Source organism: Neisseria sp. P0008.S004, from assembly GCF_051962755.1.
GTDB classification, from domain to species: domain Bacteria; phylum Pseudomonadota; class Gammaproteobacteria; order Burkholderiales; family Neisseriaceae; genus Neisseria; species Neisseria subflava_A.
In genome coordinates this window covers 58206-71085 of the sequence record NZ_JBQCUZ010000008.1, presented here as the reverse complement: position 1 = coordinate 71085, position 12880 = coordinate 58206, and the positions used below count along the sequence as shown (strand labels likewise).

The window sequence follows — 12880 nt, the reverse complement described above, 5'->3', positions numbered from 1 at the left end:
GAGAAAACAATGTTAGACATCCAATTGCTCCGCAGCAATACCGCCGCAGTTGCCGAACGTTTGGCCGCCCGCGGTTACGAGTTTGATATCGCGCGTTTCAACGCTTTGGAAGAGCAACGCAAAGCCGTTCAAGTGAAAACAGAAGAGTTGCAGGCTTCGCGCAACAGTATTTCCAAACAAATCGGTGCGTTGAAAGGTCAAGGCAAACACGAGGAGGCTCAAGCTGCGATGGATCAGGTTGCCCAAATCAAAGTTGATTTGGAGCAGGCAGCCGCTGATTTGGATGCCGTTCAGAAAGAATTGGATGCTTGGCTGCTGAGCATTCCGAACCTGCCGCACGAAAGTGTGCCTGTCGGTAAAGACGAAACTGAAAACGTTGAGGTCCGCAAAGTTGGCACGCCGCGAGAATTTGACTTTGAAATCAAAGACCATGTTGATTTGGGCGAGCCTTTGGGTTTGGATTTTGAAGGCGGTGCGAAACTTTCCGGCGCGCGCTTTACCGTGATGAAAGGCCAAATCGCCCGTCTGCATCGCGCTTTGGCTCAGTTCATGCTGGACACGCACACGCTGAAACACGGCTATACCGAGCATTACACGCCTTATATCGTGGATGACACCACTTTGCAGGGCACGGGCCAACTGCCTAAATTTGCAGAAGATTTGTTCCATGTTACCCGCGGCGGTGACGAGAGCAAGAAAACGCAATATCTGATTCCGACCGCCGAAGTAACGCTGACCAATACCGTTGCCGACAGCATCGTGGCCGGCAGCGATTTGCCGTTGAAATTGACTGCGCATTCCCCATGTTTTCGTTCCGAAGCGGGCGCATACGGCAAAGACGTGCGCGGTTTGATTCGCCAACACCAATTCGACAAAGTGGAAATGGTGCAAATCGTTCATCCGGAAAAATCATACGAAGCGCTGGAAGAAATGGTCGGTCATGCTGAAAATATTTTGAAAGCGTTGGAACTGCCATACCGCGTGATCACTTTGTGTACCGGCGACATGGGCTTCGGCGCAACCAAAACCTACGACTTGGAAGTTTGGGTTCCTGCGCAAAATACCTACCGTGAAATTTCCAGCTGCTCCAATTGCGAAGATTTTCAAGCTCGCCGCATGAAAGCGCGTTTCAAAGATGAAAACGGTAAAAACCGTTTGGTGCATACTTTGAACGGCTCAGGCTTGGCAGTCGGCCGTACTTTGGTGGCGGTTTTGGAAAACCATCAAAATGCCGACGGCAGCATTAATGTTCCTGCTGCGTTGCAACCGTATATGGGTGGCGTGACCAAATTGGAAGTAAAATAATCGCTGTTTAAAAGAAAAAGGCCGTCTGAAACTTGGGTTCAGACGGCCTTTTCTATGATTGAGTAATTATTTGTTGTGTTGACGGAAATATTCCCATTCTTCGACAACGGTACCGTCAGGCAAGTGGCACACGCCGTATTCGTTGCCGTCTTTGTCTCTTTTGATTTCGGATTTGCCGCCTTGTTTGACGCAGAATTTGGAAGCCGGATTGGCCACGCCGACGTTAGGAGATTCTTGTTTTTCAGAAGCGGAGCAGGCGGCCAAAGCGGTTGCGGCAGCGAGGCTGAGGATGATGGGCTTGATCATGGTGTGTCTTTCATTTGAAAGATAAAAACAAGCGGATTATAGGGGGTGCTTGCGTTTAATTGAGTTAACCAGATTAAAGGCCGTCTGAAAAGTTTTCAGACGGCCTTTAGTTTAGGAAGTCAAACCAGATTATTTGGCTGCTTCGGCTTTTTCGCCTTCTTTAGCAAAGTATTTGGCGTAAATTTTGTCGTATTCGCCACTTTCGCGTACTTTTTTCAGTGCATCGTTCAACATTTTGATGGTTGCTTCGTCGCCTTTGCGTGCAGCGATACCGTAGTTTTCGATGGTGAAGTCAGGCAGGGAGATGAAATCCAAGCCTTTGGTCGGGTTGTTTTTTACATAGTTGGCAATAACCGCGCTGTCGCTGACTACGGAATCTAGACCGCCGTTTTCCAATTCTTTAATAATTAGAGGAACGCTTTCAAAGCGGGCGATTTTCGGATTGTCGTTGCCCAAGAGTTTGGAAACAGAGAAGTCGCCGGTGTAGCCGGTTACCACGCCGACTTTGGCCATGTTTTTCAGGTCTTCGGAAGAAGCTACTTTTTTGCCTTTTGGAACGAGGACAACTTGGGTGATTTCAAAGTATGGATCGCTGAAGAGCATGCTTTGTTTGCGGTCGTCAGTGATGGTTACGCCGGACATAACGATGTCCACGTCGCCGTTGTTCAAAGAAGGGAAGAGGCTTTCCCATGGCTGGTGTTTGAATTCGACTTTGAAGTTGCCGGCTTTAGCCATGGCGTCCATCAAGTCAACGTCAAAACCTTCTACTTTGCCGGCAGAATCCAAAGATTCAAATGGGGCAAACTCGGCGTTAGAGCCGACACGGTACACTTTATCGGCAGGAGCAGAGGCATTGTTGCTTTGACCGCCGCAGGCAGTCAGGGCAAGGGCGGAGCAAGCGAGGGCAGTGGCCAGCCATTTTTTCATGTTCATGATATGTGCTTTCTTAATAAAATGTTAACGGATAAAATCTTAGTTTAGCATAATTTTGTGAACAAACTAGCCGAAATCAGTGGTCTTTTTCTCGGAAAAATGCGTAGGTTACGTCATGGAAGAGGTCGGTGTGCGGACTGTCTTCATAGCTCAATTCCGCCAACGCGTCTTCAAAGGCAAGCTGGATGGATTCTACGGCATCGTTGGCCATGTCGGAGGGCAGGGAGCGGATGAGGCCTTTGAGTGCGGTGGCGAGGACGTGGTTTTGCATACGCAAAGCGTCGTTGGCCTCTTCCAGATATTCGAGGCGTTGTTCGATGCTGCTCATGATGTATCCTTGAGTTAAATAAAATAGTGATTATATAGCGAATTAATATTAAAATGTGACGCTTGCGCCGGCTTGCCGGATATGTCCAACCATTGGCCGTATTTCAAGTAATTTTAGGTTTGAAATACGGTTCACAATAAAAATGAAAAAACGAGATTATGGAAAACAACCGTCTTGACCCCACAGCCCTCGAGGAAGAAGACCTGAATTGGGAAAAACGCCTGGAAAGATTGCGTCAGGCACGACAATTCAATACTGAGCCGACTCATGCGCCATTGGTCAAAAAATCGGACGACGCTGTCGATGTTGCGCCCAAAACCGCGCCTAAAAAAGAATATAAACTGGATGCTGACAATCGTGAAAAAGTATTGGAAGAGTATTTGTACCGCTGGCAGTTGGAACACAATACTGCCCTTGCCGACGAGGGCGAGGCAGTGGAAACCGATGCAATGGTGGTTTTGCAGGATAACTGGTTGAGCGCGCAATCGGCATTGCAGGCTGCGGCTTCAGAGCGTCATATCGAATCAACGCGCACCGTCAGACTGAATCCGAAATCAGGTGCCGTAGATTTTGATGCGCCTGAAGTGGAAGAAACTGAAAAACCGGAAAATGATGATGCGGAAGTGGCTGAAGAGGCGGTTTCAGACGGCCTTGAAAAAGAACCGGCCATTAATGTCCATATCAATGTATTGAACCCGCAAGCGATTGGCCGTCGGGAGGTATTCTGCGTTTCTGAAAAAGATTTGACCGAGCGTCTGATTAAGCGTTTACGCCCCCATGTGGCCGATGCGGTCAATGGCATGATTCGGATTGCCGTGCAAAAACAAATGGCCTTGTTCACTTACCAGTTGCAGCAAATGCTGAACGAGCAGGCTCCGGGCTTGGTGGAAGATGTGTTGGAACACAACGTCAAACGTATTTTGGACGATATGAAGACCGAAATGAAATACCGCCGTTGAGTATCTGGGCTGTCTGAAAAGCTTCAGACGGCCTTCGGCGTAAATTTCCCTTAAAATTTTACGAAGCGTGTATAATAGTGGCTCACGTTTTCGTGATAAATATCCTTTCTAAATAGTTGATATGCCCGATGCAGAATCGGGCATTTTTTTTGAGATTGTTATGAATAAAAATAAAATCATTGTATTGCTGATTGCTTTGGTTGCCGTATTTGCCTATAACAAAATGCAAAACAAGCAGCCGGTACAATCGCAGAATCACCAGAAAATAGAAGCCGTTCAGAAACAAAATAATGCGGGCAAAAAGAATGCCGATACGGCTCAGCAGCAAATCGGTTCGGACAAGGAATCAGCCGAAGCGGTTTTGAAACAGGCGTTTGAAAACGAACAAAGCGATATTCAGGTTGAGGGCGAGGGCACGGTATGGAAAACCCTGCCGGATGACAACAAAGGCACGCGCCACCAACGCTTTATCTTGAAGCTCTCCAGCGGCCAGACGCTTTTGGTGGCACACAATATCGACCTTGCCGATAAGATTAAGGGTTTGAAAAAAGGCGATAAAGTAGCGTTTTACGGCGAATACGAATGGTCGGAGCAGGGCGGTGTTATCCATTGGACGCATCATGACCCGGCAGGCCGTCATGAAGACGGTTGGCTGAAGCACGGCGGACAGGTTTATCAATAACCGTTCAGACGGCCTCCTGCTTGAAAGATGACAGGAATAAGCGCAAAATGTTAACAAGTTAAACAGACGGAAAATATTGTTCCGTCCATTGGAATACACAGTAGATTGGAGAATAAATGAACAAAAAACTTCATCCGCAAACGCTGGCCATCCGGGGCGGCAAAGAGCAGACCGAATATCGTGAACACAATCAGGCGCTGTTTTTGACCAGCAGCTTCATGTGGGAAAGCGCACAACATGCGGCAGATTTGTTTTCCAAAAAAATTAAAGGCTTTACCTATACCCGTACAGCCAATCCGACTACTGCCGCTTTTGAAAAACGCATTGCTGCATTGGAAGGCGCAGAGCGCGCGGTAGCCACTTCGACCGGTATGTCCGCGATTCAGGCAGCGTTTTTTACCTTCTTGCAAGCTGGTGATCATGTTATTTCCAGCCGCAGTCTGTTTGGTACGACTGTTGGTTTTATCAATAATATCGTAACTAAGTTCGGCATCGAGGTCAGTCATGTGTCGCCAACCGATTTGAACGAGTGGAAAGCCGCGGTTAAAGACAATACCAAATTGCTGTTTTTGGAAACGCCGTCCAACCCTTTGGGCGAAGTTGCCGATTTGGAAGCTTTGGCCGAACTGGCACACAGCATCGGTGCGCTTTTGGTAGTGGACAACAGCCTCTTGTCGCCAGTCGGCTCGCAGCCTTTGAAACACGGTGCGGATATTTCTGTTTCTTCCGCAACCAAAGCGATTGATGGTCACGGCCGCGTGATGGGCGGCGTGTTGGCCGGTTCGGAAGAATTGATGACGCAAGTTGCCATGTATTGCAACTCTTGCGGTTTGGCGATGTCTCCGTTTAACGCATGGCAGCTGTTAAGCGGCGTGGAAACTCTGTCGCTGCGTATGGAAAAACAATACGACAATGCGCTGAAAATCGCGCAATGGTTGAAAGAGCAACCGCAAGTCCAAGCCGTGTACTACACCGGTTTGCCCGACCATCCGCAAGCCGAACTGATCCGCAAACAGCAAAATGGCGGCGGTATCGTCGTGGGTTTTGAAGTTGCAGACCAAGAAGAAGCATGGAAAATCGTGGACGGCGTAGAACTCTTTTCCCGTACTGCCAACCTCGGCGATGTGCGCTCGACCATCACCCATCCGTGGACAACCACGCACGGCCGGATGCAGCCTGAAGAAAAACTCGCCGCCAATATCCGCCCGGGCTTGATACGCCTCTCTGTTGGTTTGGAACACATCGACGATTTGATTGATGATTTGCAACAAGCATTGAACAAATAATCTAAAAACAAATTGCAGACGGCCTTAAATTTTAATAGGCCGTCTGAAAGCAATTAAACACACATCTTAAGAATAAAAGGAAAAAATAATGTCTGAAGCAGAATTCGCCTCGTGGGCAATGAAAATCCTCCTCACCGGCCTGATTATCTTTTTGGGCTTTATCGTTTGGAACTTGGGTAAAGAATCCAAAGCCGGCAAATTCGGCATTGCCATGCTCTTCTTGGTTTTGGGCTTGGGTGTGTTTGGATTCGTATTTAAAGAGTTGCTGATTAGCTTTTTGGTATTGCCAAAGTAAGCAGAAAGTTTATAGATAGAACAAGGCCTTCTGAAAAAATGTTCAGACGGCCTTTTGATTTGAAATTTAAATTACGCCCAATTCTTGCAAGCCGCGCAAGACGCCATCTTCATCAACACTTGGGCAGACGAATTGTGTGGCCGCTTTGGCTGCTTCTTCGCCATTGCCCATGGCAACGCCAAAGCCGACGGTTGACAGCATTTCCAAGTCGTTGAAGCTATCACCGAATGCCATCACTTTGCTCATATCAATGCCCAGTTTTTCCACTGCGTGGGTGATGCCCCGTGCTTTTGAACCTTCTTTGCGCAGCAGGTCCACGGCATATTCATGCCAGCGGACGGATTTGAAGCCGTGTTGCTGGGTTAGCGGTTGCAGGATTTTTTCTTCTTCTTTATCCACAAATACCAACATTTGATAAACAGGCTGTTTTCGGAAATATTCTTTATCCATCAGGAAGTTGGGCAGGATATGCGATAAGCCTTCGGCAACGCGCGGCGAATGGGAGGAAACGGCAATTTCTTGGTTGTTGACGAATGCGTAGTCTATTTTATGTTGTTCAAGCAGGTTGATGGCTGTTTCGATGTCGGCAATGTCCAAGGGGTAGCTTTGCAGGGGTTCGCCGTGAAAGGAAATATATTGGCCGTTGATGGTAACGAGCATGTCGATACCGCATTCTTGAATCAAGGCTTTGACTTTGGCGGGAATGGCGGCTTCCGGACGGCCGGTGGCAATGGCAGTCAAAATGCCTTTGGCTTTCAATTCGTGCATGGCTTTGGGAACTGAGGGACGCAGGGTATCCGTGTATTTGCGGTAGAGGGTGTCGTCGATGTCAAAGAAGATGATTTCAGGGTTGTTCATGGTTTACTCGTTGGGCTGGGTATACACAGCTTTCATTGAAAATTGTGTGAACAGCTTGTGTATAAATTGGTTTAGTATTTGATTGCTATTATAAAAATAAGTTCTGATTAAATTTTAGGCAGATTTTTATTTTGGGAATAAAGCGGAAAGTTATTCACAATAGGCCGTCTGAAAATTTGGTTTTTAGACGGCCTTGTTTTAAGCAATCAAACGGATATTTTCTTTGTCTTGCCTGAATTTGTTTTTAATCACGAGAGGCAGGCTGCTGTCGAAATACCAGCTGCCGTCAGGCAATGCCAACGCACCGCCGGCGCAGAGCAGGGTAATGCTGTTTCCGGTCAGGGGGTCGGTTTCGGTAATTTCAATTTCGTGCGCTTTGCCCCAATCGGTTACGGGGAGTAGGGCGGCAAGCTCGGTAATGCGTTGGTTTTGATGTTTGATGCCGTTTGGCTGGCGGCAGTTGCCATTGCATTTTCCGACGGCCTCAACTGGGCAGGGTTCTCCCTTTGCGTAGCTGGTCGGCAAAATGTTGAGCGAATCTGGGCAGAGCCTGTGTTCTTGCGACCATTGTGTCAAGGCGCGTTTGGCTGCTTTTTTGTGGGCAAACAAACCGTATGGACGCCAGTTTCTGGTGCCGCTGTTTAACAAGACAATGCGTGCTTGAAGGCTGCCGTGTTCGTCCGCGATAAAGCGGACGGTAGAAAACGATGTGGACTTTTCAGACGGCATCAGTTGGTATTCCTGCATGGTCTGTGCTTTGAGCCATAATGTATGAAGCTGTCCGACTGCCGGAATAAAACGGATGGAGGCCGCAGCTTTGATGTGCGGTGGCAGTTTTTTGCTGTGCAGCAGGGTAGCGGTTTCACTGTATGCGCGTTCGTGTGCTTCAATGGATTGGGCTTTGCCGAAATGGTCAAACCAAACCAATACACCGTAACTGTCGGGCAGGGCATAGAGCTGTTGGGCAAGCGAATCAGGCAGCCAAGTGGGCAACATTTTCGGATTCATCAATACACGGACGTGTTCGTCCCATTGTTGATGATTTTTTTCTGCTAGACTTAATTCGAGATAATCACACAATGCGGCAACATCGGTCATGGCACGGTGGCGGTTGGCCGTCCGAATGCCGGTGCGTTCGATAATGCTGTCGAGACTGTGTTTGTAAAATTCAGGATACAGGCGACGAGACAGTTGAACCGTACAGAGCGAGGGTGCGGCAAAGTCAGTATGGATACGGGCAAACTCGTGGCGCAGGAAGGTGTAGTCAAAGCGGCTGTTGTGTGCAACAACCACTGCACCTTGCAACAGCGGCAACAAATCGGCTGCAATATCGGCAAAGACAGGCGCGTTTTTCACCGTTTCATCATGAATTCCGGTCAGCCTGGCAACAAATTCGGGAATGCTGCGGCAAGGATTGACCAATTGCTCGTAATGTGTGGCGCGTCCTTGCTCAAAACGAACAAGGGCGACTTCCGTTATCCTGTCTTGATAGAAATTTCCACCGGTCGTCTCCAAATCCACCACAACCACAGGCCGTCCCAAACGGGAAAATGCTTCGGATAAGAGCGGCCAGCGTGCGAAATCTGACATTTTATTCTCTGTAAATTCAATAGCAAATGCGCATTTTACACGCTGTCTGCAAGTTTTCCAATTAAAACGCTTGACAGTAAACAGCCCTCTCTTTATAATTCAAATCTTTGTTGATGCACCCGTAGCTCAGTTGGATAGAGTATCTGGCTACGAACCAGAGGGTCGGGCGTTCGAATCGCTCCGGGTGCGCCACAGAAAATCTCCGCGCCCATCGTCTAGCGGTTAGGACATCGCCCTTTCACGGCGGTAACCGGGGTTCGATTCCCCGTGGGCGTGCCAGTTTATTAAAAAGCGCAATCTGTTTCGGATTGCGCTTTTTTGCGTCTATCGGTTTTGAAATGATTTGAACCTCTCTTTTTATCTACTAACGCTGGTTGGCATTTGTCATAATATACTAAAAGCATTTATTATTGCATATCTAATAATCATAATTTAAGGGAAAACGTTCATGGCGTGGCAGTTTGTGTTGCCTGCCTGGGTGGTTGGTGTAGTGCTTTCGTTTGCGCTGCCATTTGTGCCGCTATGGTGGGCTTGGTTGTCTGTAATCATTGGCGCGCTTGCGTTGTGTCGAAGATTTGCTGTGGCTTGGTTGGTGCTGGCCGTCTGTATGGGCATGGCGTTTGGTGTGTGGCGGACCGGGCTGGTGTTGGCTGGTCAATGGCCTGCAGGGGAAGTGGCTGCTCAAGTTTTGACGCTTGAAGTGGCGGATATGCCGCGTGATGATGGTCGGCGTGTGCAGTTTGCGGCAAGGGCTTGGGATGAGCGTGGGCAGGCTTTTGATTTGATGTTGTCGGATTATCAGCGGCGCAATTGGACGGTGGGCAGTCGGTGGTCTGTATCGGCACGGGTAAGGCCGGTGATCGGTGAAGTGAATGTGCGCGGTTTGAACCGTGAAACATGGGCTTTGGCCAATGGTATCGACGGCATGGGTACTTTGGGGCGCGACAGGAAACTCGTGCGGCAAGGCGGCGGTTTCGGTTTGGCTAATATGCGTGATGCGGTAAGCCGAAGTTGGCAGGGAACGGCGGACAAATATCCTGAGTTTTCAGACGGCATAGGGCTGATGCGTGCTTTGAGTATTGGCGAGCAATCGGCGTTGCGGCCGCCTTTGTGGCAGGCATTCCGGCCTTTGGGGCTGACGCACTTGGTCAGTATTTCAGGCTTGCATGTGACGATGGTGGCGGTATTGTTTGCCTGGCTGATCAAGCGAATTTTCCGTTATTTGCCGTGGATTCCGGCGAAACCGCGTGTGTGGATATTGGCTGGTGGTGTTGCTGGTGCTTTGTTTTATGCGCTTTTGGCAGGTTTTTCCGTACCGACGCAACGCAGTGTGTTGATGTTGGCTGCGTTTGCGTGGGCATGGTGGCGCGGAAGTGGCGGCTCGGGCTGGATGGCGTGGTGGCAGGCTTTGGCCGTTGTTTTGTTGTTGGACCCGTTGGCTGTATTGGGCGTGGGAACTTGGTTGTCTTTCGGTTTAGTTGCTGCTTTGATTTGGGCTTCATCAGGCCGTCTGAAAGAGTTGGGTTGGCGTTTGGCTGTACGGGGGCAATGGGCGGCAACGGTATTGTCGGTGGTATTGCTGGGCTATTTGTTTGCTTCGTTACCTTTGCTCAGTCCGTTGGTTAATGCCCTGGCTATTCCTTGGTTTTCTTGGGTGTTGACGCCGTTGGCTTTGCTGGGTTCGGTTTTTCCCTTTGAGCTTGTCCAGTCGGTAGCGGCATTTTTGGCGGAATATACTTTACGCGGTTTGGTATGGCTGGCTACGGTATCGCCTGAATTTGCCGTCGCAGCGGCGCCTGTGCCTTTGCTGGTGTTGGCGATGATGGCAGCTTTGCTGTTATTGCTACCTAAAGGAATGGGCTTAAAACCTTGGGCATGTCTGGTTTTATTGGGCTTTGTGTTTTACCATCCTGCCAAGCTGGAGGAGGGGGTAGCAAGAGTTATGGTGATGGATGCAGGACAAGGTTTGTCGGTGTTGATACAAACGCGTAACCGCAATCTTTTGTTTGATACGGGAACGGAGCAAGTGGCGCAAACAGGTATTGTGCCGAGTTTGAACGCTATGGGCGTGCGCCGTTTGGACAGCCTGATTTTGTCGCACCATGATATTGATCATGACGGCGGTTTTCAAAGTGTAGCGGCTGTCGGTGCTGATAAATTGCTTGCCGGACAACCTGAGTTTTATCCGAATGCAGAGTTTTGCCAAGAAGACAAATGGCAATGGGACGGCGTAGATTTCGAGTTACTCAGGCCGTCTGAAAATGCAGGCAAGGAAGATAATGACCAAAGCTGCGTATTGCGTGTCGTGGCAAACGGCAAAGCCTTGTTGATAACCGGCGATTTGGGCGTGAAGGGCGAGGCCGGTTTGATTGAGAAATACGGCAATGCGCTGTATAGCCAAGTGTTGGTATTGGGACATCACGGCAGCAGCACGGCTTCGTCAGGCAGCTTTCTGCATACGGTTTCGCCACAATATGCCGTGGCATCCAGCGGCTATGCCAATGCCTACAAACATCCGACCGTTGCCGTACAAAATCGTGTCCGCGCGCACGGTATTACTTTGTTGAGAACGGATTTGTCAGGCGCGTTGGTGTTTGCTTTGGGACAGGACGATATATTTCAAGGCCGTCTGAAAAAGGATAAGTTTTATTGGCAGAAGAAACCGTTTGAGTAAAAAGGCTAAAAGGCCGTCTGAAAGACTTTTCAGACGGCCTTAATATTTTTCATTGACGGGCATTATCCAAATTTTGTGTGAATCCAATTGTGGATAGTTTGGTTTGATATTTGATAATAAAGAATAAATTAATTGTGATGAAAAAATAGGCAGTTTAAAAATAGGGTAATAATTACAAAGTTATTAGTAATAATCGGTATGATGTTCTGTATATCAAGCAGAGCCTAAAGCAGCACAGAGTTTGCACGTTTCTACAATGAAGATGCTGCGCAGCTGACAGCCGCCAATATTATCGGCTGATTGTTATTTTAAAGTTTAAGGCCGTCTGAACCTGATATTTCATGTTCAGACGGCCTTAAACTTATATAATATCCGACTCATCTGTTTAAAAAGGCAATTTCCATGCACACCATACGCACCAAAATTTGCGGCATTACCCGACCTGAAGACGCGCTGACTGCGGCCGAATTGGGTGCGGATGCCATCGGGCTGGTGTTTTACGCCAAGAGTAAACGGGCAGTGAGTATTGAGCAGGCGCAGGCGGTTGTGAAAAATCTGCCGCCGTTTGTATCGGTGGTGGCCTTGTTTGTGAATGAAAACGAGCAAACCATCCGCGAGATTCTGCGTCAGGTGCCGATAGATATGATTCAGTTTCATGGCGATGAAGACGATGATTTTTGCCGTCGGTTTGACCGCCCGTATTTGAAGGCCGTGCGTGTACAGTCCGCAGCCGATTTTCAGACGGCCTGTGCCAAATTTCCGAATGCACGCGCCTTGTTGTTTGATGCTTATCATCCGACCGAATACGGCGGTACGGGACAAAGTTTCGATTGGACCATGTTGCACGGCAATATCGGCAAACCGTGGATACTTGCCGGCGGATTGACTGCGGAAAACGTTGCCGAAGCGGTAAAAATCAGTGGCGCGGCGGCGGTGGATGTGTCCGGCGGCGTGGAGATCTCCGGTGGGGTTAAGAGCAGGGAGAAAATGGCGGCGTTTATTCAGGCAGTAAAGGCCGTCTGAAAATTTGTTTGAATGAAAAACAACCGGAATACAGATATGCAAGAGTCAATCGTTGAGTCCCACCCCTTCGCAGCCTTGTTGCCTCCGCAGGCAACGGTCATGATGATGGGGACGTTTCCGCCTAAAGAAGAAAAACACGCGATGCAGTTTCATTATCCGAATTTTCAAAACGATATGTGGCGTGTGTATGGGCTGGTGTTTTTCGGCGATGCGGCGCATTTTCAAAAGCAGGGCGAAAAAGCGTTTGATGCCGATAAAATCAAAGCGTTTTTGAGTGAAAAGGGGATTGCATCCTGTCCGACCGTATTGAAGGCAATACGCGAACATGGCAATGCTTCGGATAAGTTTTTAAAAGTGATAGAAACTGTCGATTTGGCGGCAGTATTGGCGCAAATGCCCGAGTGCCGCCATCTTTGCACCACTGGCGGCAAGGCAACCGAAGTTTTGTTGGAGATTCAAGGCAGCGGCATGAAAATGCCGAAAACCGGCGAAACAGTGCCGTTCCCCTATGCAGGGCGTGAGTTGACCCTGACGCGTCTGCCTTCGACTTCGCGTGCCTATCCTTTGAGTTTGGCAAAAAAAGCAGCGGCGTATCGGGCTTTTTTTGAAATGGCTGGATTGACTGTTTTTCAGGAGTAGGG

13 protein-coding genes and 2 tRNA genes are annotated in these 12880 nt (G+C 48.9%); 10 read left to right on the top strand and 5 right to left on the bottom strand.

Translation table 11 applies throughout. The annotated features are described in order from the left end of the window. The first annotated feature begins 9 nt into the window (after positions 1-9). A complete protein-coding gene (gene serS, locus ACTHSW_RS09260) occupies positions 10-1305 on the top strand; it encodes a serine--tRNA ligase (protein WP_070461639.1) in 1296 nt (431 codons plus the stop codon). Positions 1306-1371: 66 nt separating this feature from the next. Here the strand turns inward: serS and ACTHSW_RS09255 are convergent, their stop codons facing one another. From ACTHSW_RS09255 to ACTHSW_RS09245, 3 genes are all read right to left on the bottom strand, one after another. Further along, a complete protein-coding gene (locus ACTHSW_RS09255; protein WP_070461638.1) occupies positions 1372-1611 on the bottom strand; it encodes a putative hemolysin in 240 nt (79 codons plus the stop codon). A gap of 129 nt (positions 1612-1740) precedes the next feature. Next, the gene (locus ACTHSW_RS09250; RefSeq protein ID WP_070461637.1) at positions 1741-2544 is read right to left on the bottom strand and encodes a basic amino acid ABC transporter substrate-binding protein; all 804 of its coding nucleotides are present in this window, start codon (positions 2542-2544) and stop codon (positions 1741-1743) included. A gap of 76 nt (positions 2545-2620) precedes the next feature. After that, positions 2621-2872, bottom strand: coding sequence for an NGO1151 family protein (locus ACTHSW_RS09245; protein WP_003680526.1), 252 nt, complete (start codon positions 2870-2872; stop codon positions 2621-2623). Between the two features lie 158 nt (positions 2873-3030). Here ACTHSW_RS09245 and ACTHSW_RS09240 point away from each other — a divergent pair, with 158 nt between their 5' ends. From ACTHSW_RS09240 to ACTHSW_RS09225, 4 genes are all read left to right on the top strand, one after another. Continuing rightward, the gene (locus ACTHSW_RS09240; protein ID WP_070461636.1) at positions 3031-3831 is read left to right on the top strand and encodes a hypothetical protein; all 801 of its coding nucleotides are present in this window, start codon (positions 3031-3033) and stop codon (positions 3829-3831) included. 121 nt (positions 3832-3952) lie between these two features. Next, positions 3953-4513, top strand: a complete 561-nt coding sequence (locus ACTHSW_RS09235) for a DUF3465 domain-containing protein (protein WP_070461635.1) — start codon at positions 3953-3955, stop codon at positions 4511-4513. A gap of 116 nt (positions 4514-4629) precedes the next feature. Beyond that, a complete protein-coding gene (gene metZ / locus ACTHSW_RS09230) occupies positions 4630-5799 on the top strand; it encodes an O-succinylhomoserine sulfhydrylase (RefSeq protein WP_070461634.1) in 1170 nt (389 codons plus the stop codon). Positions 5800-5887: 88 nt separating this feature from the next. Continuing rightward, positions 5888-6094 carry a DUF2788 domain-containing protein gene (locus ACTHSW_RS09225; RefSeq protein ID WP_003747401.1) on the top strand — a complete coding sequence of 69 codons (207 nt, stop codon included), beginning with the start codon at positions 5888-5890 and terminating at the stop codon, positions 6092-6094. Between the two features lie 66 nt (positions 6095-6160). Here the strand turns inward: ACTHSW_RS09225 and ACTHSW_RS09220 are convergent, their stop codons facing one another. Then, complete coding sequence (locus ACTHSW_RS09220; RefSeq protein WP_070461633.1) at positions 6161-6952, bottom strand: Cof-type HAD-IIB family hydrolase; 792 nt, start codon at positions 6950-6952, stop codon at positions 6161-6163. Between the two features lie 198 nt (positions 6953-7150). Next, positions 7151-8542, bottom strand: a complete 1392-nt coding sequence (locus ACTHSW_RS09215; protein WP_107811057.1) for a 3'-5' exonuclease family protein — start codon at positions 8540-8542, stop codon at positions 7151-7153. A gap of 115 nt (positions 8543-8657) precedes the next feature. Here ACTHSW_RS09215 and ACTHSW_RS09210 point away from each other — a divergent pair. From ACTHSW_RS09210 to ACTHSW_RS09190, 5 genes are all read left to right on the top strand, one after another. After that, positions 8658-8734, top strand: a tRNA-Arg gene (locus tag ACTHSW_RS09210). A gap of 12 nt (positions 8735-8746) precedes the next feature. Then, positions 8747-8821, top strand: a tRNA-Glu gene (locus ACTHSW_RS09205). 169 nt (positions 8822-8990) lie between these two features. Next, positions 8991-11216, top strand: a complete 2226-nt coding sequence (locus ACTHSW_RS09200) for a DNA internalization-related competence protein ComEC/Rec2 (RefSeq protein WP_070461631.1) — start codon at positions 8991-8993, stop codon at positions 11214-11216. A 402-nt stretch (positions 11217-11618) separates the two neighbouring features. Further along, positions 11619-12239: a phosphoribosylanthranilate isomerase gene (locus ACTHSW_RS09195; RefSeq protein ID WP_070461630.1), complete on the top strand. Its 621-nt coding sequence runs from the start codon at positions 11619-11621 to the stop codon at positions 12237-12239. A gap of 36 nt (positions 12240-12275) precedes the next feature. After that, positions 12276-12878, top strand: coding sequence for a DNA glycosylase (locus ACTHSW_RS09190; RefSeq protein WP_049336521.1), 603 nt, complete (start codon positions 12276-12278; stop codon positions 12876-12878). Positions 12879-12880: the final 2 nt, after the last annotated feature.